The 20,457-nt window shown below is 63.5% G+C and carries 28 protein-coding genes; 16 read left to right on the top strand and 12 right to left on the bottom strand.

Annotation, left to right across the window (positions count from 1 at the left end; translation table 11 throughout):
* Positions 1-9: 9 nt before the first annotated feature.
* The 4 genes from A37U_RS0128005 to A37U_RS51965 are packed head-to-tail and all read right to left on the bottom strand — an operon-like array spanning position 10 to position 3,510.
* A complete protein-coding gene (locus tag A37U_RS0128005; RefSeq protein ID WP_040588899.1) occupies positions 10-1,251 on the bottom strand; it encodes a radical SAM family protein in 1,242 nt (413 codons plus the stop codon).
* Positions 1,248-1,799 (bottom strand): nucleoside-diphosphate kinase, encoded by a 552-nt coding sequence (locus tag A37U_RS45585; protein ID WP_051111754.1) that lies wholly within the window; start codon positions 1,797-1,799, stop codon positions 1,248-1,250. The genes A37U_RS0128005 and A37U_RS45585 overlap by 4 nt, the downstream gene beginning before the upstream one ends.
* Positions 1,800-1,825: 26 nt before the next feature.
* Positions 1,826-3,034, bottom strand: coding sequence for a thymidylate synthase (locus A37U_RS0127995; protein WP_205623040.1), 1,209 nt, complete (start codon positions 3,032-3,034; stop codon positions 1,826-1,828).
* Positions 2,992-3,510 carry a hypothetical protein gene (locus A37U_RS51965; RefSeq protein WP_157183069.1) on the bottom strand — a complete coding sequence of 173 codons (519 nt, stop codon included), beginning with the start codon at positions 3,508-3,510 and terminating at the stop codon, positions 2,992-2,994. The genes A37U_RS0127995 and A37U_RS51965 overlap by 43 nt, the downstream gene beginning before the upstream one ends.
* Positions 3,511-3,741: 231 nt before the next feature.
* On the opposite strand from A37U_RS51965, the gene A37U_RS0127990 reads away from it, so the two are divergent.
* Together A37U_RS0127990 and A37U_RS0127985 are read left to right on the top strand one after the other, a co-directional pair.
* Positions 3,742-4,941 carry a hypothetical protein gene (locus A37U_RS0127990; RefSeq protein ID WP_083933905.1) on the top strand — a complete coding sequence of 400 codons (1,200 nt, stop codon included), beginning with the start codon at positions 3,742-3,744 and terminating at the stop codon, positions 4,939-4,941.
* A gap of 6 nt (positions 4,942-4,947) precedes the next feature.
* A complete protein-coding gene (locus A37U_RS0127985) occupies positions 4,948-5,673 on the top strand; it encodes a glycosyltransferase family 25 protein (RefSeq protein ID WP_020499989.1) in 726 nt (241 codons plus the stop codon).
* A 40-nt stretch (positions 5,674-5,713) separates the two neighbouring features.
* On the opposite strand, the gene A37U_RS50165 is transcribed toward A37U_RS0127985, so the two are convergent.
* The 4 genes from A37U_RS50165 to A37U_RS0127965 all read right to left on the bottom strand — a co-directional run bounded on the left by A37U_RS50165 (position 5,714) and on the right by A37U_RS0127965 (position 8,313).
* On the bottom strand, positions 5,714-6,385 hold the full coding sequence (locus A37U_RS50165) for an acyltransferase (protein ID WP_083933903.1): 672 nt from the start codon (positions 6,383-6,385) through the stop codon (positions 5,714-5,716).
* Positions 6,382-7,170: an alpha/beta hydrolase gene (locus tag A37U_RS0127975; protein ID WP_020499987.1), complete on the bottom strand. Its 789-nt coding sequence runs from the start codon at positions 7,168-7,170 to the stop codon at positions 6,382-6,384. Before A37U_RS0127975 ends, A37U_RS50165 begins: the two co-directional genes overlap by 4 nt.
* 112 nt (positions 7,171-7,282) lie before the next feature.
* Positions 7,283-7,474, bottom strand: coding sequence for a DUF397 domain-containing protein (locus A37U_RS0127970; RefSeq protein ID WP_020499986.1), 192 nt, complete (start codon positions 7,472-7,474; stop codon positions 7,283-7,285).
* Positions 7,471-8,313: a helix-turn-helix domain-containing protein gene (locus tag A37U_RS0127965; protein ID WP_026197670.1), complete on the bottom strand. Its 843-nt coding sequence runs from the start codon at positions 8,311-8,313 to the stop codon at positions 7,471-7,473. The genes A37U_RS0127970 and A37U_RS0127965 overlap by 4 nt, the downstream gene beginning before the upstream one ends.
* A gap of 115 nt (positions 8,314-8,428) precedes the next feature.
* Between A37U_RS0127965 and A37U_RS0127960 the strand changes: the two genes are divergently transcribed.
* From A37U_RS0127960 to A37U_RS0127900, 14 genes are all read left to right on the top strand, one after another.
* Positions 8,429-8,638, top strand: coding sequence for a hypothetical protein (locus A37U_RS0127960; RefSeq protein ID WP_020499984.1), 210 nt, complete (start codon positions 8,429-8,431; stop codon positions 8,636-8,638).
* The gene (locus tag A37U_RS51960) at positions 8,635-8,865 is read left to right on the top strand and encodes a hypothetical protein (RefSeq protein WP_157183068.1); all 231 of its coding nucleotides are present in this window, start codon (positions 8,635-8,637) and stop codon (positions 8,863-8,865) included. The genes A37U_RS0127960 and A37U_RS51960 overlap by 4 nt, the downstream gene beginning before the upstream one ends.
* Positions 8,862-9,314 carry a hypothetical protein gene (locus A37U_RS0127950; protein WP_020499982.1) on the top strand — a complete coding sequence of 151 codons (453 nt, stop codon included), beginning with the start codon at positions 8,862-8,864 and terminating at the stop codon, positions 9,312-9,314. Before A37U_RS51960 ends, A37U_RS0127950 begins: the two co-directional genes overlap by 4 nt.
* The gene (locus A37U_RS0127945) at positions 9,307-9,636 is read left to right on the top strand and encodes a hypothetical protein (protein ID WP_020499981.1); all 330 of its coding nucleotides are present in this window, start codon (positions 9,307-9,309) and stop codon (positions 9,634-9,636) included. Before A37U_RS0127950 ends, A37U_RS0127945 begins: the two co-directional genes overlap by 8 nt.
* The gene (locus A37U_RS0127940) at positions 9,636-10,067 is read left to right on the top strand and encodes a hypothetical protein (RefSeq protein ID WP_020499980.1); all 432 of its coding nucleotides are present in this window, start codon (positions 9,636-9,638) and stop codon (positions 10,065-10,067) included. The genes A37U_RS0127945 and A37U_RS0127940 overlap by 1 nt, the downstream gene beginning before the upstream one ends.
* A gap of 92 nt (positions 10,068-10,159) precedes the next feature.
* Positions 10,160-10,372: a hypothetical protein gene (locus A37U_RS0127935; protein WP_020499979.1), complete on the top strand. Its 213-nt coding sequence runs from the start codon at positions 10,160-10,162 to the stop codon at positions 10,370-10,372.
* Between the two features lie 90 nt (positions 10,373-10,462).
* Positions 10,463-10,801, top strand: a complete 339-nt coding sequence (locus A37U_RS0127930) for a hypothetical protein (RefSeq protein WP_020499978.1) — start codon at positions 10,463-10,465, stop codon at positions 10,799-10,801.
* Between the two features lie 3 nt (positions 10,802-10,804).
* The gene (locus tag A37U_RS0127925; protein WP_020499977.1) at positions 10,805-11,758 is read left to right on the top strand and encodes an MvdC/MvdD family ATP grasp protein; all 954 of its coding nucleotides are present in this window, start codon (positions 10,805-10,807) and stop codon (positions 11,756-11,758) included.
* Positions 11,755-12,906 (top strand): methyltransferase domain-containing protein, encoded by a 1,152-nt coding sequence (locus tag A37U_RS0127920; protein ID WP_020499976.1) that lies wholly within the window; start codon positions 11,755-11,757, stop codon positions 12,904-12,906. The genes A37U_RS0127925 and A37U_RS0127920 overlap by 4 nt, the downstream gene beginning before the upstream one ends.
* A 305-nt stretch (positions 12,907-13,211) precedes the next feature.
* Entirely contained in the window at positions 13,212-13,721 is a 510-nt protein-coding gene (locus A37U_RS0127915; RefSeq protein WP_157183067.1) for an SAV_915 family protein, read from the top strand.
* Positions 13,722-13,750: 29 nt separating this feature from the next.
* Entirely contained in the window at positions 13,751-14,056 is a 306-nt protein-coding gene (locus tag A37U_RS0127910; RefSeq protein WP_020499974.1) for a hypothetical protein, read from the top strand.
* A gap of 39 nt (positions 14,057-14,095) precedes the next feature.
* Positions 14,096-15,412, top strand: coding sequence for a hypothetical protein (locus A37U_RS0127905; RefSeq protein WP_020499973.1), 1,317 nt, complete (start codon positions 14,096-14,098; stop codon positions 15,410-15,412).
* Positions 15,413-15,421: 9 nt separating this feature from the next.
* Positions 15,422-16,060, top strand: coding sequence for a hypothetical protein (locus A37U_RS51955; RefSeq protein WP_157183066.1), 639 nt, complete (start codon positions 15,422-15,424; stop codon positions 16,058-16,060).
* A 40-nt stretch (positions 16,061-16,100) separates the two neighbouring features.
* A complete protein-coding gene (locus tag A37U_RS0127900) occupies positions 16,101-16,400 on the top strand; it encodes a hypothetical protein (RefSeq protein WP_020499972.1) in 300 nt (99 codons plus the stop codon).
* Between the two features lie 247 nt (positions 16,401-16,647).
* Here the strand turns inward: A37U_RS0127900 and A37U_RS0127895 are convergent, their stop codons facing one another.
* From A37U_RS0127895 to A37U_RS45575, 4 genes are read right to left on the bottom strand one after another with little or no spacing between them, the layout of a single operon-like run.
* Complete coding sequence (locus A37U_RS0127895) at positions 16,648-17,808, bottom strand: FAD-dependent oxidoreductase (RefSeq protein WP_020499971.1); 1,161 nt, start codon at positions 17,806-17,808, stop codon at positions 16,648-16,650.
* On the bottom strand, positions 17,781-18,917 hold the full coding sequence (locus A37U_RS51950) for an MAB_1171c family putative transporter (RefSeq protein WP_020499970.1): 1,137 nt from the start codon (positions 18,915-18,917) through the stop codon (positions 17,781-17,783). Before A37U_RS51950 ends, A37U_RS0127895 begins: the two co-directional genes overlap by 28 nt.
* Positions 18,918-18,921: 4 nt before the next feature.
* The gene (locus A37U_RS48615) at positions 18,922-19,515 is read right to left on the bottom strand and encodes an ImmA/IrrE family metallo-endopeptidase (RefSeq protein ID WP_157183065.1); all 594 of its coding nucleotides are present in this window, start codon (positions 19,513-19,515) and stop codon (positions 18,922-18,924) included.
* Positions 19,516-19,536: 21 nt separating this feature from the next.
* The gene (locus A37U_RS45575) at positions 19,537-19,980 is read right to left on the bottom strand and encodes a hypothetical protein (RefSeq protein ID WP_020499968.1); all 444 of its coding nucleotides are present in this window, start codon (positions 19,978-19,980) and stop codon (positions 19,537-19,539) included.
* Positions 19,981-20,457 lie beyond the last annotated feature (477 nt).

Here is a 20,457-nt window from a genome sequence, read left to right as displayed (position 1 = left end):
GATACGGTGTTAGTCGTCATCAAACCTCGTTTCCGCGCTGAACCGGTCGCGCACCGCCGCAATATGGTCCTGGTCTTCCGCGCTGGGCGCATAGCCGGTGAGGGAGCGGCCGTGGGCGTGGGCGAAGTGGGGCAGGTCGAGGTCCCAGATCTGGTAGCCGAGCTGGTGCTGGATCGGATAGCGCTGCTGCTCGCTCAACCCGTGCGTCCAGATATGCCCGCCATCCAGCATCACCGGGGTCTCATACCCCAGCTGGTCCAGCACCTGCTCCAGCCGATCCTGGGTGGGTGGTACGTGGACTTGGGAACAGCGTTGTTGCTGCTGGGTGGGGCAGATATCGCAGAGCTCGCGCACACCCCAATGCCCGTTGTAATCCGCCACCCCGTGCACGAACGACACGCCGCAGGAGGTTTTGCGGAACAACGGCGCCCGGGCCCCGGAGGCGCGCCAGGCATCGATCACGGTCTGATCCAGCTCGGCGGGCAGCACCTTGCGGCGCGCGTAGTCGTGCGCGTACGGGACCTCGACGCCGAGGTTGCGGAGGTAGTCAGCGTTTTCTTCCTTGTGGTAATAGCCGGTGAACACGACCGCATCAGCATCCCGACCAATGTCGAGCACATGCGCCATGGTGGCGGGGTCGTCGTTCCAGCCCGGCACGATCGGGCGCCAGTACAGAATCACCTTCGTGCGCTGTTTGGTGCGGCAGGCGGTGTGCAGGGAGGAGACGGTGATGCGGGATTTCGCGATCGGTTCGACCCGCTCATCGGTGATGCCCGAATAGGTGAACAACACCGTCACCCGCAGATGCCGGAGTTCTTCGAGGGCGGCCATATCCCGTTCGGTGACGCGGAACCGGGTGATCACCAAGACCAGATTCGTCAACCCACGGGCATCGAGGTCGCGCAGCACCGCGAATAGGTGCGGTTTCACCCCGGGCAGGAACGGGTCGGTGGCCTTGTTGAACAACTGGACCGGAGTGATGTGCGGGCGGAATCCCTCGTGGGCCACCAACAACTCCACCGCCCGACCGGTGGAGACCAGCAGGTGTGGGGTTTTCACGTCGAAGTTGCCCCAGAAATGCCGCACACAATAACCACAATCCAACGGGCAGCCGATGATGTGGTTCAACGAGAGCCCGCTTTTGCGGTAGGTCACGATCTGGGCCATATACGGATCCAGCCCGTCCTGCTGCCCGGCGGGCATCAACGGCAGCGTGCGCGGACCAGTGTTCAGTGAACCTAGGCGAGTCATGGGGAAACCTCCTTCATCGCGCCAGCCTGGCCATCCTCGGCGAGGCTGGTGGGGTCGAGTAGGGCGTGTTGGTCCGCGCCGAACCACGTGCCGAAATCCCGTCGGGTCGCGGCCGGGGTATCGCTGGTGTGCACGAGGTTCTCCACGAACCGGCCCCGCACGCGAGCACGTGCCAGGGTGTCGATGCCCAGATCCCCGCGGATCGTGCCCAGCGCCGCCCGGGAGGGATCGAAATGCCCCAGCAGCGCCCGAACCCGAGAAGTCGTATGGTCGTCGCGCCCGCGCCCGAGAGCGACGATCACCTCGCGCCCGACATACATGGCCTCGAGCACGGCCGGCACATCCAGACCGGGAAACCAGTCCGCGTCAACGAGCATGTCCGCGTAATGCACATGGATCTGCCACGCCGCGACCGTGACCCGCACCTGCGCAACCACATCGACTTCCAACCCGATCCGGGTCAGCACATGCCGATCCAGCCCGCGGCGCAGCGCGTCCGGCTTCACGAGGATCACCGTCCACCGCGACCACTCGACCCCATCCAGCACGCACCCCGACACCCCGCTATGCCGCTTCACGCTGATCCCCCGGTGGTGGGCATGCGGCTGGGCCACCGATGCCGAACCAGCCACGCGAACCCGGGATCCAACGCGGCCAGCGTGACCGGATCCAGACTCTGCTCGGGCTCGTGCGCGATCTGGCGATAGCACTCGAACAACAACAGCACCTGCTGCCAATACCAAGGGAACCCGAGAGACTCGATATACCAGGGCGGGTAGCGCATCTCGTTGGTCCGCAACGCGTATTCGTGCCCGCGCAACGCTTGCACATCATCCCAGCCCGTGTCGGTGGGCATCGCTGGAAACCGGAACCGCCGCGGCACCGTGTCCGGCTGGCGTATCTCGTCCAGGACGGTTTGGGCGCGGGAGAGGTGCTTCACGCCCAGGTGCATCGACCCGACCAGGTGCCCGTACACGCCGACGTCGAGGCCGAGCAGGCGGGCGGCGAACTCCTGAATCAGCGTGAACGAGAAAACATCCGAGACCAGGCCCTGCATCGCATCGTTGGCGCGCATGTAGCAGGTCGCGTTCAACAACCCATCCCTGGCCAACAGCTGGAACCCCACCGCACACGACACATCCGGATGAGCCGGGTCGGTGGTCTCCCACGGACGAAAGATCACCATGAACGATCGCTTCGTCGCCGGATCACCGCGGATCAACTCCAGGCAGCGATCGAACTGCGAACGCTCATCCTCATCGATGTCACCGAACAGGCGGGTGCCATACGAAGCACCAGTGATCGTGGTCTGATCACGCGAGTAGGCACGCATCCTCGGCGCGTAGTAGGCCATCATCGCCAGATCGTCACGGCCCCACAGAAACCACAACGCCTCCGCGAAACAGAACACGACATTCGTGCGCCGCGAACCCAGCCACGCCACACGCTGGATCGGATCGTTGAGCTGAAACCCCACGTTCAACACCTCACGACTCTCTATCCCGCGCGGCGCGTTCCGGTACCAATACCGGTTCACCACCTGATCAAGCACCGCCCCATAGGCGCGCTCGAAAGTCGGGAAACTCTGCACCGTCAACATCAACGGAACCCCACCCTCACTTCCGTGGATCGCTGTCGTGTCTGGTCCGCGGCGAGACGGCACGCATGCCGACGCAGAGGCCATGCCGCCCCGCCGCGAGGTCTGGGAATGCGAAACCACGCGACAAGCTCTTCTCCTCCTCAATCCCGGATGGCGCCATAACTGCCTTCGTCTTCTGCGCATGTGCGGCAGCGAGCCCAGCTGCGCGGTGGCTCGCTCGTGACTGGATGCGCCATCACACCGCAGGGCGCGAGAACCACTGGCTTGCCATGGAGTTCGCGAACGATCGGTTCTGACGGGACCCGGTGTACCAGCCGTTCGTCCCGCAATCCGATCGCAGGGCTGCCCGGCACGATCGCCGCCGCAGGCGCCAGGTCGAGCCTCGTCCCGGTGCTGACAGGTTCGGCCGTTTCCTGAGGATTAGCCGACCTTGGCATGCGCACCGCTGGCGCGCATCCCGAACACAGAACCCCTGTCGCGCGGCCGAAAAAGTCGACCGTTCGGGGATCGAGGTGCAGCCCGCACAGGGTCTTGATCGTCGCCGGTGGCGATGCGGGATCCACGTAGGTGGCATGGCAGACCCGGTCGATTTCGCCGCGTGCGTATGCGGGCTGGAGTCGGACCAGGACGATTCGCATCGATGCTACCTGCGCGTGCATCCGTGGACACTCCTGTCTGGAATCACGTGGTCAGGTACAGGGGAGCTCGTCAGGTCGCACATGGATTGACAGCCTTCACTTACGGTTGCGTCTGGATGAGGAAACCCGTCGCCGGTTCTTGTGGTCGCCCCGACAGCAGTGGGTTTGTACGCTCAGTGTGGTTTCTGGAGGCACGGCCCGAAATCCCAAAAATTGGATGAGTTACTGTTCAACTGAACAGAAACTGATCATATGGTGTTCATCGTGAGCGACGACCGTTCTCCGAGCCTGGAGGAAATTAGGCGCGACCTCGTGCGATTGCGACGAGGACTCGCTCTGGCGCGTCCAACGGCGGTGCTGGATTCGCTCAGCGCCCCGGTGCGGCACTATCTTGGGCGCCAGGGTGTCGGTGATCAAAGCTCGGCGGCTGAAGTCAAGCACCTGGTACAGACACTGCGTGCGGCTATTGAGGAGCAGGTCCCCGCAATCCGTGATGTCCTGGACGTCGAGTTCAACCTGTCGGCCGATCACTGCTATCCGACCCTCACTGAACGGCGATCGTCCTACGCTGCGGCGCAAGGATGTGTCTCCATGACCGTGCGGCGCCAAGCCGATTCCGCCGTTGACACGCTTGCCTACCAACTCTTGAACGAGGCGCACGCACCAACGAGCTCGACGCCCAGCCCTGCAAACACGGCAACAGGCAAAGCGGATAGTCGGGACGGGACCAAGCAGTTCTGGGGACTACACCCAAGTGCCCGTATCGATGTCGTGTGCTCCGAGATCCCAGCGGACGAGCGCCCGGAATACGCCGCAGCAGAAGACCGGAACTATCTGCGGTACGCCAAGTTCGCCGACCTGGACACCCTCATCTACCTGCGCACCCGCTTCGCCCAACTCGAACCCGAAGCGACCGTGCGCGACTTCGCCCCATCAGAGCACTACGCCACGGAATCCGACGTCCTGGTAGTGGTCGGTGGGCCACCATGGAACGCGAAGTACCGCTCCTTTTTGCCACAGCTCCCATTCCACTTCGAACCCCACGAGCTCGGTGAGGACGACCCCCTCGTCGTTCCCCAAATCGAAATGGCCCTCGGCCCCAAATGGGGACACCGCGGAGCACTACTCGAAGACCTGGCTGTCCTGACACGCCTAACCCTCGCCCAAGGGACCACCGTGTTCCTCCTTGGCGGCTGCCTCACCCTCGGCGTACTCGGCGCGGCTTACTGCCTGCTTGAAGGTAATCGCGGTGAACGCAGCACCCAATACCTCACCGATCGTGTCGGCGAGGCAGACTTCGTGCTCGTCACCGAGGCCCGTCGGGTCGGCGGCATCACCGACGTCGCCGACCTCAACGACGTCGAGCCCCTGCTGATCCTCACCCGCCACCACAACGAACCATTCCAAGTCATCACGAACAACACGCACCGCTACCTCGGACACCAGAACTGAACAGTCATGGCCACGACGATCCGCACCTACGTCATCAACCTCACCCGACGCAGCGACCGGCGCAGCGAGATCAGCCGCACCATCCCCGCCGAGCTGGCCCCGCAGTTCACCTCGGACTGGGACACCAGCTTCGACGGCCTCGACATCACGGCTGACGAACTGAAGGCCCGCGGTGTGCGCTGCTTTCCCTGGCAGATCGAATCCGACAATCCCTGGTGGAGCCGCCCGCTCAAATACGGCGAGATCGGCTGCACGCTCGCCCACCTGGCCTGCTGGCACGACGCAGCCGAACACGACGCGGACTGGACACTGATCCTCGAAGACGACGCGATCGTCGGTCCGAACTTCGCGACAAACCTCCATGACACGCTGGAGATGACTGCTGCCCACAGCGCCGCGGATTTCATCTACCTCGGCCGGTACAAGCTCGATCCCGACCGCCCTGCCATCCTTGGGTACGTACACCCCGGCTACAGCCACTGCAGCTTCGCCTACCTGCTCAGCCGCAGCGGCCTCGACACCGTCCTCGACGCCGGACTTGACCAAGCGATCATCCCGGTCGACGAGTACCTGCCAACCCTCTACATCAACCATCCCCGCCAGGACGTCCAGGACCGGTACCCCAACCAGAACCTGCCCACCCTCGCCTGCGAGCCACCACTGGTTCAGCAGCGCCCCAAAGACGAGGCCGGCAGCGACACCGAAGACTCGCCGTTCTTCACCCCAGCCTGAGCATCCGGTCGTCAACTCGGCAGGCGGGCGCTCACAACCACTACTGGCCCGGTGAAGATTCCCCGCGCCAATGCGCCAGCAGCTCTCGTAACCGTCTCCCTGGCCAGGAGGCAGCGGGGGTCTGAACATTCACCCCGGTCACCACATGTCTCGACGGCACATCACAGGTCACGGTTGCACCCGCTGCGACGTAGCTTCTCGGCCCGATCCGGACACCGCCGATCACACGGGCGCCGTAGCCGACGACCGAATCATGCTCAACCACCGGCGATGGTTCGTCCGGGGCCCACCAGTCTCGATGGGGACTGGTGTATTCGTGTACGAGCTGCCCCATCACCGTTGCTCGTTCGCCGATCCAGCTGGCATCGCAAACAAACCCAGCCACACGCGCATCGGCATCGATCTCGACACGATCGCAAACGTAAGCACCATAAATGATCCGGCTACGTGACCCGATGCGAGAGTCATATCCGATACGTACGCGGTCCTCAAGCAAACAATCGTCGCCGATCCGAGCTCCCTCGTAGACGGTTACATGGCTGCACAACAGGCAGCGCGCACCCACCACTACCGGAGCACCAGCCTCCACGGCGCCCTGCGAGGTCTGTGCTTGCCGCAGACGCGCTTCCTTGGGGAATCCCAGCACGCAGCATTCGCCGACGATGGCATCGTCGGGCAACTCGACGGGACCGTAGAGGTCTGAGATCTTCACGACGCCGACGATTTCTCGGTCAACCACGCGATCGTCGCAGCAATCGCCTCGTCCTCGTGCGCCCGGGTGTCGAACCCATGATCCGATCCCGTCACCGTGTGGAACTGGCAGCCCGACTTCTCCGCCGCGGCTGTCTTGGCGATCTCGTAGGAGACGGCCGTATCACGGTCACCGTGTACGACCAGAGAAGCCACGCGAGAACGTGTGAACTCGTCGGCAGGGTTGTAGTGGCCGAACTCGGACCACATCACCCTGCCCAACTCGAACTCGCCATCGATGAACAAGCTCCCACGAGAATGCAGGCGCGCCTGCTGTTCAGGACTGTAGTTCTCCAGACCCCACGGCAGCTCTGGTTCGAGGAAGGTGCGCCGCAAATCCAGAACCGGATTCCACAACACCAGACCCGCCAGCTGGGAATCCAGCCATGGCAACGAAAGCGCCGTGGATACTGCCCCGAAACTCGACGCGACAACATACAGCGGCCGCGCAGGCCAACGGTCCATCACATACTCGATCGCCGCCTGGAGATCCAGCATCTCGCCCGCGATCGTCGCACCCCGCTGCGCACCACCACTGCCCCCGTGCCCGCGGAAACTGATCCTCAGCGCTGCGGAACCCGCACTGACCAGTTGATCGGCCAAGCGAACATACATCCCGCCCTCGTCCATGTTCGCGTTGATACCGTGGAACTGAACCACGACACCTTGGGTCGCCCCGGACGTTGGCAAGTGGGCCACAGCATCCAGGCCGATTCCGTCCAGCGACGTCAGTACGAACCGCTCCAATCAGGTGCCCCTTTCCTTGTCCCGCATGACGCGGCCAGACGGGTGAAGTCATCGAAATACAAGGGCCGCCTCCGGTTCCTCATGGAGGGCGGAGGCGGCCTGCGGCCGGAGGTCAGAGGTCGAACTCGCCGTCCTTGACTCCCTTGATAAAAGCGTCCCACTCAGCTGCGGTGTACCGAAATGGCGGGACGCTACGGTCCTTGGTGTCGCGGACGAGCACACCACCGTCTGCCAGTGGCTTCACCTCGACACAGTTGCCCTGGTTCCCGCTGTAGCTGGAGACCTTCCAGCATTGCTCGTTCATGTCGTATGCTCCATTTCATTCATCAATGCAGCGATGAGCGCCGACGTCTCCTCGGCGCTCATCGCGTTGTCGCGGAGGATATCCACCGCTGCCTTGTAATCCGTAACGTCTCGCGCATCGGTCAGTGTGGTCGCTGAGCGGTAGTGCTCGATCTGTACGACCGGTTTGGCCCGTTCGAACTCGAACAGCACGAAAGGGCCTTCCAGCGCGGGCGAATAATGGTGTGCCAGCGGCAGCACCTGGATCGTTACGTTCTCCATTGCTTGCCATTTGGTCAGCTCGTGCAGTTGGTCGAGCATGACCTCTGTGTCGCATGGGGGATTTCGCAACGCGAACTCGCCGATCACCGCGACGAACTCGACCGGTTTGCGGCGTGTGAGCACGTCGCGTCGTCCGACTCGGAGTGTGACCCGCTGTTCAGCCTCACCTTGGGTCGCTCCGGCTCCGCGCATGATCGTGCGCGCATAGTCGGAGGTTTGCAGAAGTCCGGGGACGAGCAATGGCTCTACATTGGTGATCAAGTTTGCTGTGCGCTCGTACTCCATCAGCGCACCCATGTGACGATCCAGACCCGGAGCGAGCCAGTTCGGATCGGCAGCGTCCCTGGCCAATTTCAGCAGGTGCTCACGATCCTCGCCGGTAACGCCGAGCACTCCCAGCACCCCGGAGAGGTCTTCGACTGACGGTGCCCGCCGTCCTGACTCCCAATGCGATACGGCGGTGTGCGAAATACCGAGTCGGGCGGCCAGTTCGCGCATACCAAAGCCCGCTTCGTCGCGAGCGTGCCGCAACTCTGCACCGAGTTGCCGAGCCCGTGGAGTGTCACCGGTTCCAGGCATGTAACCACCTTACAACATCTACCCTTGGTTCCAGCCAGGTTGCCTGTTTACTGTAACCATGTCATTATCGTGAACCATGACATTGGAGTCATGTCACCAGGAAGGTGTTGGAACCATGTGTGGTGACCGTTCCACCAGCGTGTACACGCACATCGCGGAACTGGATGCGGAGCTTCGTTTGGTGGAGACCGTTCTCCGCAGCGCTCGTCAGTCGTTGCCCAGCGGCATGCTCGGCGAGCGACAGCGTTGCAATCTCCTCGCCACGTTGCACGGGGCGAGCCAAGCCGTGCGCGTGGCCACCGATCCGATGGGAGTGATCACGTGAGCTGGGTGGATCGGTTGTGGCGGCGCCGGACAGTGGCAGCAGCAGGTGCTGCGTCCCCGAGCGCTGTTCGACGCCGCCAGGTGGTGGACGCGATCAACGCGCGCCCGGAGGTCATCGCTCGACGCCGGGCAGCGGTGCAGCTACGGGAGAAGGAGCAGCGCGCCGAGCGGCTGGCGTGCGTGACGGTGCGCGATCGTCGCGATATGCGGGCGGGAGGGTTCGTATGAGAGAGCCGCGGTCGTGGTCGGCTGCCGAACTGGCGCTTTGGTTTCTGCAGCGCGAAGGGCAGTGGCAGGCTGTGCTGTTTCGCGTGATGCGCGGGGAAATCCCCGAACGTCTGTTGCGGCAGTACGCGGCGGAGTTCCGCGAGGCCGCCGACGAGCTGGAGCAAGCGGCCGGGGAAGTGATCACCCCTGCCGAACAGCCCACCAAGACGAGCGAGCGCGCACAGGTCCGGCCCGAGGTCATTGATGCGCTGAACGCGATCCATGTCGTCTCCGATCGCAGCGGGACCACGCTGCTGGAGAACACCCGCAGCCCCCAAGATCTGCACGCCTTGCTGCTGCGGGCTGCTCATTCCCTGATGGGAGCGGCCAACTTGGCTATCGCGAATGCCCGCGCGATCGAGCAAGCCACCGAAAACTTGGGACGGGACGGAGGCGAGGAGGATGGCTGATCACTCGTTGATCGCCGAGGACACTCTGGAAGGCTTGCGCGATATCCAGGCGCACATCAACGCGGGCGAGCTGGTGGCGCTGCGCCACGAACGCGATCACCGCGCGGTGCTGGATCACCTCTACGACCTGCATGAGCTTCTCGTGCTGGCCCATGCGGCAGTGACGCGCAACATCGAGGCCCTGTGCCACATCAAGGCGGCCGCTGCTGCGTGGACTCCCGGCGAGGGCAGCGGCGGGGAGGAACCGGGGCCGTCGAGGTGCCGCTGGACGGCCCCGGTCTCCCCACCAGGGGATCGCGACATGACGGAACGGGGAGCCTGATGGCTGGCCACGGTTGGCGGGTGCGCGTGGAGCTGGTGGTTCATGACCTCAATGACGAGCTCGCGCACGGCCGGATCCTGATCGTGCCCGGCCCGACCGGGTGGCGACTTCCCGGCGGGTTCGTCGGGAACAAGCCGGTGCGCGTCGCGCTCGCGGAGCATGTCCACGCCCAAACCGGACTCACCATCCCGAACGATCTCCGGGACCTTGCTCCAGTGACCGTTCTGGAAGTCAACACCGGGCATGATCGAGTGCTGGTCTTCCAGCACGAGGCTGCCGTAGTGCCTACGAAACCGACCAGCGGCCGATGGTTCGCCCTGCTCGGCGACCAGCCTCCAGCGATGGATCGCTGGTTTAACACCACGATGTTCACCCACGGCAGCCTCGCTGCCCCGGACAGGCTGCCCTTCGAGGTCCCGATGGCCGAGTAATCCCCGAGCCCATGGCGGGGCGTAGCTGCGTACCCCGACCGACGCAGCGACCGCGCTGCGCCTCGCCGTGTTCCACCCTGCAGGAGGTTGTTGTGGGCTACACGCTGGTGCTCGATACCACCGACGCACCGACGATCCAGTCCGAGCAGATCGCGATCACCGGATGGGCGGTCGCGACCGAGGCGAGCCTGTGGGCCGAATCCTTGATCCGCGCGGGCGCACCGGTGCGTGTGGTCACCGTGGTGCCGGAATTCCATCCGCACGCGCTCATGGTCGCCCTCGGGCTGCATCGCAGGCGGCGATAGCGGGAAAGACTCGTCACCCAAACCACGGTGACGCGGCGGGCAGGCCAGATCGGCTGTGTCCGGAGTTAGGGGAAGAGAGGATGATTACAGATGAGCACTGGATTCCTGGATGATCCGGTGGCCACCCATAGTGGCCAGTTCCCGCTGGCACGTCCCGACGGCGCGCCCGTTACGGCCGAGCCACCGTCCGGTCCCGGCGTGCGGCCGTGGGTGTTGCGGGATCTGGAAGAGGCCAGGGTGCGCGGGTTGCCCGAGGTGAGCGATTGGGTTTACGACCCGATTCGACAAGTCACGATCGGTCGGGACGGCACAGCGGTGACGATGGCGACGGCGAAGACGAAAAGCCAGTACGACGGAGACGAAGGCCCGAGCGAGCCGGGCGAAGACTGGCTCTACGACTTTTGCCCGGACTCGCCGTTGGAGGCGTGAACCATGGCGGTGTTGATCCTGGCCTCCGACCGTGACCTGACCGCCGACCGGTTGATCACTGCCTTGGAGGAGCGGGAAGCGGTGGTGCATCGGGTCAACACTCGTTGGTTTCCCGCGCGGCTGAGCCTGAACGCTCGGCTGCGTGGGGGCCAATGGGTGGGCACGATGACCACGCCTTACCGCAGCATCGACCTGGAACAGGTGACCTCGGTCTGGTATCGCGCCCCTGAAGCGTTCGCGCTCTCGCCTCACCTGAGTGGCCCGGAGAGGTTTCACGCCAGCATGGAAGCCAAATACGGGCTCGGTGGGATGCTGGCCTCGCTGCCGGTGTTCTGGTGCTCGCACCCGTCCCGGCTGGCCGAGGCCGCCTACAAACCGGTGCAGCTCGCCACCGCAGCCCGGTGTGGGCTGGGCGTGCCGGACACGGCGATCACCAACGAACCAGACACGGTACGCGCCTTCGCCGCCGAGGGACCAGCGATCAACAAAGCGATCGGGGCGGGCGGAATCTACGAGCAGGGCGGGCACAAATTCCTGCGCACCAGGCTGATCTCCAACAGCGATCTCGCCGATCTGCGCGGTGTCACGCAGACCGCGCACCTGGTGCAACGGTGGGCACCCAAATCGTACGAGGTCCGCGTGATCGTCATCGGCGCTTCGGTGACGGCCGTGGCGATCCACGCCACCAGCACCGCCGCCTACGTGGACTGGCGCACCGACTACGACGCACACCGCTACGAGGTCATCAACCTACCCACCGAAGTGCGGTGCGGGATCGAACGGCTGATGAAACACTTCGACCTGCCCTACGGCGCGCTGGACTTCGTGGTCAGCCCCGAGGGGACGTGGACCTTCCTGGAGCTCAACGCCACCGGGATCGTGGACTGGTTGGAGGTCGAAACCGGCATCTCGTTCAGTGGCCAACTCGCCGAGCTGCTCATCGAAGGGAAACCATGACCAACCCCGCGGACCCCAGCACGCCGAAGCCCTGGCACCACTACGCCCGGGCGCTGGCGAACCTGCTCTGCGACCGCGGCGACCTCACCGATCCGGCCTGGTACAACGCCATCGCCCACACACCCCGCCACCGGCTCGTTCCCCAGATCTGGAAGCAGGAAGGCGCGCCGGAATGGACGCCGGTGGACACAGCGGGCCCGGCGGGGCTCGAACTCGTGTATTCGCCCACCTCCCTGATCACGAAGGTGGACGCGCGGGGCGTGCCGATCAGCTCGTCCACGAAGCCGGACTTGATGGTGCGGATGCTGGAGTCCCTCGATGTGCGCGGCGGGGACCGCGTGCTGGAAATCGGTACCGGCACCGGTTACAACGCCGCACTCCTGACCCACCGGCTCGGGGATGACAACGTGGTGTCGATCGACGTGGACGATGAGCTGGTCGAGACTGCCCGTGCCCGCCTGGCCCGCTTCGGGGCTCACCCGATCCTCGCGATCGTCGACGGCGAGAACGGGTTTCCCGCACGAACACCCTATGACCGGATCATCGCGACCTGCTCGGTGAGTACGGTCCCATGGGCCTGGGCCGAGCAAGTCCGCGACGGTGGCCGAATACTGGTCAGCATCATGCCCACTATTCACGCCGGAAACCTCGTCCTGCTCGAAAAACACGGCGACCGCCTCGAGGGCCGGTTCAGCCGACGACTCGGCCAATTCATGTCCATGCGCCACACCGGCGAAGCACCCGAAACCCTCGCCAGCGCCCAGCCAGCCGGCGATGAACGCCAACGCACCACCACCGCGCCCACCGAGCCGTGGAAGATCAGCCCCGTCGCCTGGATGTGGGCAGCACTCGAACTCCCCGGCCTCTCGCTGGGCTACTCCCTCAACGACGAAGGAACCGTGGACGCCAGCTACCTCACCACCCCCGACGGGTCGTGGGCCACCGTGCCGCTGGGCCGCGGGGAACGCACCATAACCGAAGCCGGGCCCACACCCATCTGGTACGTCATCGAGAAGACGCTCGATCGCTGGCACTCGACCGGACAACCCGGGTGGGAACGACTCGGCATGACCGCCACCCCAGGTCGGCAAACCATGTGGCTTGATGCCCCCGACGGGCACCACCACTGGCCCCTGACCGGCAACTGACACCTATTCCACGGTCGCGCTCGCGGACACTCACAGTAGTGCACGCTTCGTTGTTCTGCCAGCGTTTCCTGATTCGCTGTTCCGTTCGGGTCACCGGTCTCGCTACCCTCTGTGGGTTACTCTGAGTGCTTGCGTGTGACCTGCGCGTTCGGTTGCCGTTCCTGGAACGCAGTGGGGCGGGAAGAGGGGGACGTCGACGGATGGCTGGGCGAAGATCGAAGCCGCTATTTCTGGATACTGATGAGTTGGATCGGCTTCCGGCGACCGTGTGGATTCCGGTCCGGATGCCCCGTTTCGGTGGGAGCATGCCGCAGCTGGCTCCGCGGGAGACCGCGAACGGGGCACTCACCCTGCCGGTGTACTCCAGCTTTGAGAAGTTGCAGCAGTACCACGGTGCTCACGGGCATGCGGTCGAGTTCCCGAGCAACAAGTTGGATGTTTTGCGGCAATTGGTCGGTTTCGCGACGGTTGCGCTGGATGCATGGATTCCGCCGGAACTACGGTTTCCCGATTGGGACGACGCTGAGGTCGAGTGGCCAGAAGCGACCTTGGATACCGAGCCTGGTTTGGTATGGCTGCCCTGCCGTCCCTTTCGCAAAGGCGCACGGGAGGTTCAGATCGAGCTGCATCTGAACGATGAGGGTGAGTTGGTACTGGCGGCGTTTACCGATCGAGAGCAGCTGGTGGCCAGCTGCGGACAGCACCAGCCCGCGGGCTCGGTTCGGGTGGATGATCTGGCCGAAATCGCCGCGAACACTGGTGCCGATGTGATTGCCTACAACCCGGTGCTACGAGCGTCGGCACGCCACACGTAACGCGCACGGACCAGTACGGAGGAATACGGATGTCGGGATACGACTACAAATCCGAGGCGTTGACGCAGATGACCAGCAAGCTGCGGAAATCGGCGCAGAACCTGGCCAAGAGTGCCTCATCAGCGCCGCCTGCCCCGGACGCGGGTGATTCCTCGGCGATCCTCGCCGAGGTGATCAGCGACCTGTTGAAATCCGGTGCCGCGATCGCGGCGAAGCAGGAGTCGATCGCGGGCAAGATCCACGCCTCAAACGGTACCTACGACGACGTGGAGAACACGAACACCGACGCGCTCAAGCAAGCACACCGCGAGGAAGGCGGCCGGAAGTGGGGATGACCGGTCACACCGTCACCGAGCAGGCCAGGGAGGACTGATATGCAGCCACTTGATACAACTGTTAAGGGCAGCCCCGGCACCCTCGAAGAGAGCGCTCGCTTCCTCGATGGCTACGCCCAAGCTCTCACCGGCTCCGGCGACGACCTCACTGATGTCGACAGCACCCGCGAATCCAACTGGACTGGCCCAGCCTCTAACGCCTGCGGGGATGCGCTGGCCGATATCGACACCTCCGATGTGGACGAGCTCGAATACCAGGTCCGCCGAGTCGCGAAGAAAGAACGCGAGTTCAAAGCCGCCCTCGACGGCGTGGTCAACAAGATGCAGGACGCCATCCACACCAGCACCGGTGCCGGACTGGAGATGAACGGGCCGCTGATCATGCCACCCACTCCGCCCGGACCGGCCCCGCTTCCGATCAAGAGCGTCGGTCTTCCCGACCATATGCAGGCCATCGGGAAGCAGAACGCCGCCGCGCAAGCCGATCATCAGGCCAAAGTCGACGACTACAACCGCAAGCTCGCCGCCTACAAGCAGGCCAAGTCCATCATCGACCAAGCGCGAAACGATGAGCAGAACGCCCATAAAGACCTGATCGATGGCATCGCCAAGTCCAGCAAGACCGTGCGATCGCTGAAGACTGTCGGGGCCTCAGCCGCTACATGGGCGGCTACCTACGTCAAGGCGTTCCATGGGCAGGCGCAAGAGCTCTTCAAGAAAGCCGATGATGCTGTCGACACCGGGAAGATCTTTCAGAATTTCAACTCCGGCAATCTGATCAAGCTGACAACAGAAGAGCAGGCTGTCCTTGACTGGGGCAAGAAGCACGCAGACAAGCTGGAGGCCGACTACACGAAGAAGGCCGAGCAGCTGGAGAAATTCACTTCTGTCGTTGGAAAGAAAACTAAAGATTTCATCGCAGCCAATCCAGGAACTAGCCTCGAAAAACTGGCCGGCGATGCCAAGTGGGTCAAATGGGCTTCACCGGTCCTCAAAGGCATGCCCTACCTTGGAACGTCAATCGGCTTGGGAGGTGCCATATTCGACGCTGCAAGTGGCCAAAAGTCCTTTGGTGATGCAGCGGCGCATTTCGCTGCGGAAACAACCGGCAGCGCCGTCGGCGGTGCCGTCGGCGGATGGCTTACTGGCGCCGCTGTCGGCGCTATCACGGGTTCCGAGGTTCCGGGGTTCGGCACCGTCATTGGCGGCGTGGCAGGAGGGTTCGCGGGTTCGACCGCTGCGGATCACTTGGTTGACTACATCTCCGACCACGGAACGGAGATCAAGCACGCTGTTGGTGAGGGCATGAAGGATTATGGTCGCATCAAGATCGAGTCCAATGGACTGCCCGGTTAGGCTCCAGCCATGACGAACCATCCAGTGGATCTGCCGCCGCGCCCGGACCCGCAGACTGGGGAGCCTCAACCGCCGCACGCTCCCATCTACCACGGAGACGATCGTGAGAACGCGGCAGCTCGCGAGCGTAGCGAGCAACAGAAGCCAGAGCCACCTCCCGGCGAAGGTCCCGTCCTGGCTTGGTATCAGGCCAATCGGCGCCATACGGTATTTGGGTTCTTCTTCGGCGCTGTCGTCGTTTTTCTGGGTATCTGCATTGTCGTTTGGCTCAAAGGCGGCGGGTTCTTTGGGTGGATGCAGTATTGGTACATATGGCCGATCATCATCATCGGCCCGCTACTAGCCGCCTTGACAGTACGTGGCAACAAGTGTGCCGCAGGAGCGGAATGGCTGCGCCACAACAAGCGCTGGGTACGAATCTATGAGCTAACCAAAATATCCCTGCGCCGCTACACCTCAGACATGGAGTTGCACCTGACAGATTCCAATGGTCGCACTGTTGAGGTTAGCACCCTATTACTCCAAAGTGACCGCCTAGTGTGGGACCTGGTCTACAATGGAGTCCTTCACTCGGCAGCCAACGGTGCCACAGTAACCTCAGCGGCGAAAAAGGCATTGAAGATACCCGAGTTCAACCAAGAAACATAGCTCTCCATTCGAAATTCCATCCAATGGAAAGGGGTAACCGATGTCCGAGGACAATGCGGCCGCTCCTCGCGAATCGATGCGAGACGCGAAGGCGCTGCTCAACGATGCGGCTGCTGGGATGCGCGGTGCCTTGGATGATGCGCCCACGCCATTGCCGCCGGATGCGACAGGTGATCCGGCGTTGACCAAGCAGCTCAACGATGTCATGGAGACGCTGTTCAAAGCGAGCGCGCAGCTGATGGGTGACGCACAGACGACGGCCGACAAGATCGACCCGGACGCGGGAACATTCGACGGTATCCCAGTGGAGGGGAAATCGAATGGGGACGCCACGAACTAGGCACAGCGGTCAACGAAAAGGCTGGTACCACCGGTTTTCTGGTGCTAGCCTCAAGTGGCCGGTGTGTGGCGCTCTTCCCCCAGTGCCCCGCTGGCCTGCTGCCCCGCCGCCCACCTCTTCCTGAGACGAGGGCGGCGGGGCCCTTCATGTGGAGCAGGTGTTCGGCAGTTTCGGCGAGTTGTTCTCTCGTTACTCCTCCAATGATCGGATCGACTTCAGTCAACACCGTCTTCAATGGTGCCGTAGGTCAGGGAACGGAAGCGGTTTCTGTTGGCATGCGGTATTGCTGTTCGGTTGTTGTGGCGAGGTGGTCGGTGATCGGGGTGTTCCAGTCGATGGGGTATTCGGGTCCGGCGTCGATTCCGTTGGCTGGGTTTCCTGCTATGAGGGCGCGGTGTGCACGGTTGCGGCGCATGCGTTCGTAGCGGTCGAGTGCGATGGTTTGGGTGTCGCAGTCGCGCAGTGCTCGGGCGAGGGTGAGTGCGTCTTCGGCGGCGAGGGGGACGTTTTGGCTGGATGAGGGGATGCAGGCGTGGATGGCGTCGCCGACGAGGGCGAGGTGTTTCTGGTCGGTCCAGGGTTGGTCGGGTGGGATGCAGTCGGCGTTGTAGCTGGACATGTCGATGGTCGCGTTGCGGATGATCGTGGCGGCGGTGTCGTTGGGTGCCAGGTTTTCGAGTTCGGCGCGGTCGGCGGGGTTGTCGGGGCGGATCATGGTGTGGCGTGCGGGGGCGGCGATGCGGAGCCACCAGCGGGTGCCGATGTTGGAGAGGGTGAGGTAGCCGAAGGCGTGTTGGGTGTTCTGGTTGCGGATGACAACGAAGGTGTCTGGCGGGGTGGGGGTGTCGATGTGGTCGGTGATGCCGTGGGCATACCACCAGCGGCCGTATTCGGGCCCTTGTACTCCTGGGGTGCTGTCGCTGATGTGGGCCCGGACGGTGGAGCGCAGTCCGTCCGCGCCGACGACCAGGGCGGTATGGATGCGGGTGCCGTCGCGGAACTCCAGCCGGACCCCGGTGTCTTGGGGTGTGATGTGGTGGAGTGCGCGGCGGTAGTGGATGGTGATGCCGCGGTCTTCGAGGGCGGTGTGCAGGATTCGGTACAGCTCGGCGCGGGTGATGCCGACGTTGCCTTCTGGCGCGGCTTGGAAGGTGTTCAGGACCTGGTTGGTGTGGTCGCGGATCTCGACTTGGCGCACCAGGAATCCGCCGGCGAGTATCTCGTCTTTGAGGCCGAGTGCGGTCAGGGCGGGGATGGCGACGGTGCGGGAGAGCCCGAGGTGGGCTTGACCGCCCGCATCGTCGCCTGTGGTCTTGCGCTGTTCGTAGATTTCGGCGGGGATACCGGCTTGGTGCAGGGCGATGGCGGTGCACATGCCTGCTATGCCGGAGCCGATGATGGTGACCATGGTGGTCGCTGCCTTTCTTGTTGCAGTTCTGCGATCGCGCGCGAGAGCGCGGTGAGTTCTTCGAGGTTGGCGTCGAAGTCGGTGGACGAGACCGCCATGGGGCCCATTGATTTTCGGTCGTCGAGCCGATCGGGAGCGACTGTGTCGACTGCGGCCAGCACCGCTGAAGCGCGCCGCTGAGTGTCGCCTTCGTGTATGTCGGGTGGAAGGTAGGGCGAGAGACGCACCAGTCCGTCGAGGCATTCGATCACTCGCCGGTAGAAGCGGCGATCGGCGCCGCGCGGGGACAGTGCCCCGATGGGGCCGGGGTCGGGGCCGCGGCGGAGGTGGTTGTGCGGGAAGGTTTCGTTAAGTAGCTGCCATAGCGGTTGCAGTCTCGCGTGGGCCCGGACATTACGAGCCCAGAAGCGCAGTGCACGCCCGCGCATCACGATGGCGGTGTAGCACAGCCCGAAGGCGAAGATGATGCCGCCGATCAGGACGAGGCTGCCGCCGGTCTTCCCCAGGGGTTTGTGGTAGCCGGTGCCGAGCACTGTCAGCAGGTGCACGAGGCTGAGTAGCGTGGTGGCGAGGGCCAAGATCGCAAGACTGGCCGTGATGACTGCCATCGCGATCGATTGGATGCGCGCGCTGCCCCGAGCGCATCGGCGGGCCTCGGCGACTGCGGCGTACATGAGGATGGCGATGTAGCCGTTCGCCACGAGGTACATCGCCGCGAAGGTGCGATCGGTGAACTCGTTGCGTTCGACCGTGATCGGCGTCAGCGCACCGAAGATCGCCGTCGCGGCGATCGCCACCACGAGCAAAGGCACGTGTGCCTTCAGGAACCGACGGACGCTGCTGCGGGTGACGGCGGCGAACGCGACCAATGTGCAGAACGAGCCTGTCATCATCAGAACGTATTGCAGGCAACTGAAACCGGGCGCGGACAGCCCGAAGGGATAGGGGCGCCCGGGCAGGTAGGGGTCGAACATTTCGAAGGTGACCAGAACCAGGCCCGGCAACACGGCACGCAGGATCCCATTGCTCGGGTCACGGACCAATCGCATCCCGACCCACACCAGTCCGACCAGCATGACGATGTTGCGCACAATCGTGAGAGCAAACATCGGGCTACCTCGGCAGTATCTGGTCGATGAGCGCGGCGTCGACCTCACGCGCGGTGCCTTGCGAGGCAGGGGGCGCGATTTCACTGAGGCGGTGGTCCCATTCGCGCAGGATGCTCGCGACAACCTCGGCGTCGGTCTCCTTCTCCTCGTCGTAGCAGGAACGCCGAAGGATGAACTTCAGCAGCGAGCCCGGCAATTCGGGCAGGAACATGGACAGTCCGTCCGTGTTGAGCTCATCGCTGGGGTGGTCGAGCAGCAGGTGACCGAGTTCGTGGAAGATGATGTGGCGCTGATGCCAGGGCACAGTCCTGGACTGATAAAAGATCCGGTCCTGATTCTTGTACCCGAGCCACAGTCCGAAAACGTTCGCTTCGAGCGGGTATGGGTCGATATACAGAGGTTTCCCGCGACGCTCGCCGATCCATTCACGTAGCTTGTCCCAATCCAGGCGTTTTGTCGTGCCTAGCTGTCGGAACTCACGTCTCGCCCATCGTGCGAGTTCGAGCTCGTGTGGTCGGCTCTTCAGCTCCCCGCCCAAACCGTCGCCTCCCAAATCCCCATTGATCGATATCGCGGACATGTCCGGCCGGTTAACCATTCACGGCAGCATGGAGTTTGGCTACCGTTCGGACTGCGACTCGTCTCCGGTCTGTTCGCGCTGGTGAACTTCATCGGCGTAGGCCAGGACCGCCGCGAGCCCCTCGGAGGACAGTTCCGAGCCGCGTAGCGCCAGGTCTTTGACATTGCTGTCGCGCAGCGCGATAGCCAGGTCCAACTGGGTGATGGCTCGAACGGCTTTGTTGGGGGTGGTGATCCATTCCGCGTCGACGTCGAAAAACGCTGCTATGGCGTGGGCGTGGGCGGTAAGCAGATTCTCGCGTCGCCCCGTGCGCAGCATCCAGAAATACGTGTGCGAGAACCCGGTCTCGCAGTTCTCCTGGCACCATTCGGCCACCTGCCGATCCGAATACACCTTGCCGTCGTCCCGCCGCTTCAAATCGAGCAGCCGATTCAGAATGCCAGCCAGAGGCGTCTCGGTAGGTTCGCCTTTCCCCACCGTCACTCGATCAGATGATTCCCGTGCAGGCTCGTCCTTGTGCTGTGACACTGAGTTGCTCCGCTCAGTCGACGTCTTCTCCACCGTAGCCCCAGCTCACACTCCGCGGCAACCCGACCTGTTAACGCCAGTAACGGGGCCGATCTGTATCAACTGCATGTTGTCAAGAGGTTTGCATGGAAATGTAAACCTCAGTAACCTTAGGTGTCCTGATAGCAGAGTGCAGGACCGATACTGGGTTCCCCGCCGAGAACGCGCGTGCGACAGGGATCTCGACACGTGGACCGAGTCGGTACAACAGTGGCAATAGCGTGGTGCTGGCCAGTAGATGAGGTCGGCCGCATCGGCGGAGTGGCCATCACGACACCGGGGGGTGTGCGTGGCGGCAGTGTTCCCGTTCCCGGGAGCCTCTCGCGCCGGACGGTCCTGCTCGGTGGTTGATCTGCTTTGGCTGGTACCGGAAAAGGGGAGGCACCGGTGGCT

This window comes from Sciscionella marina DSM 45152, assembly GCF_000379465.1.
Taxonomy (GTDB): Bacteria; Actinomycetota; Actinomycetes; order Mycobacteriales; family Pseudonocardiaceae; genus Sciscionella; species Sciscionella marina.
This window is presented reverse-complemented; position numbering and strand designations above follow the sequence as displayed.

Bases quoted from the DNA above. Each gene is read 5' to 3' on its own strand.
- A37U_RS0128005 (WP_040588899.1), bottom strand. From the start codon at position 1,251: ATGACTCGCCTAGGTTCACTGAACACTGGTCCGCGCACGCTGCCGTTG.
- A37U_RS0127995 (WP_205623040.1), bottom strand. From the start codon at position 3,034: ATGCGCAGAAGACGAAGGCAGTTATGGCGCCATCCGGGATTGAGGAGG.
- A37U_RS51965 (WP_157183069.1), bottom strand. From the start codon at position 3,510: ATGCACGCGCAGGTAGCATCGATGCGAATCGTCCTGGTCCGACTCCAG.
- A37U_RS0127990 (WP_083933905.1), top strand. From the start codon at position 3,742: ATGGTGTTCATCGTGAGCGACGACCGTTCTCCGAGCCTGGAGGAAATT.
- A37U_RS0127985 (WP_020499989.1), top strand. From the start codon at position 4,948: ATGGCCACGACGATCCGCACCTACGTCATCAACCTCACCCGACGCAGC.
- A37U_RS0127970 (WP_020499986.1), bottom strand. From the start codon at position 7,474: ATGAACGAGCAATGCTGGAAGGTCTCCAGCTACAGCGGGAACCAGGGC.
- A37U_RS0127965 (WP_026197670.1), bottom strand. From the start codon at position 8,313: ATGCCTGGAACCGGTGACACTCCACGGGCTCGGCAACTCGGTGCAGAG.
- A37U_RS0127960 (WP_020499984.1), top strand. From the start codon at position 8,429: ATGTGTGGTGACCGTTCCACCAGCGTGTACACGCACATCGCGGAACTG.
- A37U_RS0127950 (WP_020499982.1), top strand. From the start codon at position 8,862: ATGAGAGAGCCGCGGTCGTGGTCGGCTGCCGAACTGGCGCTTTGGTTT.
- A37U_RS0127945 (WP_020499981.1), top strand. From the start codon at position 9,307: ATGGCTGATCACTCGTTGATCGCCGAGGACACTCTGGAAGGCTTGCGC.
- A37U_RS0127940 (WP_020499980.1), top strand. From the start codon at position 9,636: ATGGCTGGCCACGGTTGGCGGGTGCGCGTGGAGCTGGTGGTTCATGAC.
- A37U_RS0127930 (WP_020499978.1), top strand. From the start codon at position 10,463: ATGAGCACTGGATTCCTGGATGATCCGGTGGCCACCCATAGTGGCCAG.
- A37U_RS0127925 (WP_020499977.1), top strand. From the start codon at position 10,805: ATGGCGGTGTTGATCCTGGCCTCCGACCGTGACCTGACCGCCGACCGG.
- A37U_RS0127920 (WP_020499976.1), top strand. From the start codon at position 11,755: ATGACCAACCCCGCGGACCCCAGCACGCCGAAGCCCTGGCACCACTAC.
- A37U_RS0127915 (WP_157183067.1), top strand. From the start codon at position 13,212: ATGCCGCAGCTGGCTCCGCGGGAGACCGCGAACGGGGCACTCACCCTG.
- A37U_RS0127910 (WP_020499974.1), top strand. From the start codon at position 13,751: ATGTCGGGATACGACTACAAATCCGAGGCGTTGACGCAGATGACCAGC.
- A37U_RS0127905 (WP_020499973.1), top strand. From the start codon at position 14,096: ATGCAGCCACTTGATACAACTGTTAAGGGCAGCCCCGGCACCCTCGAA.
- A37U_RS51955 (WP_157183066.1), top strand. From the start codon at position 15,422: ATGACGAACCATCCAGTGGATCTGCCGCCGCGCCCGGACCCGCAGACT.
- A37U_RS0127900 (WP_020499972.1), top strand. From the start codon at position 16,101: ATGTCCGAGGACAATGCGGCCGCTCCTCGCGAATCGATGCGAGACGCG.
- A37U_RS0127895 (WP_020499971.1), bottom strand. From the start codon at position 17,808: ATGGTCACCATCATCGGCTCCGGCATAGCAGGCATGTGCACCGCCATC.
- A37U_RS51950 (WP_020499970.1), bottom strand. From the start codon at position 18,917: ATGTTTGCTCTCACGATTGTGCGCAACATCGTCATGCTGGTCGGACTG.
- A37U_RS48615 (WP_157183065.1), bottom strand. From the start codon at position 19,515: ATGGTTAACCGGCCGGACATGTCCGCGATATCGATCAATGGGGATTTG.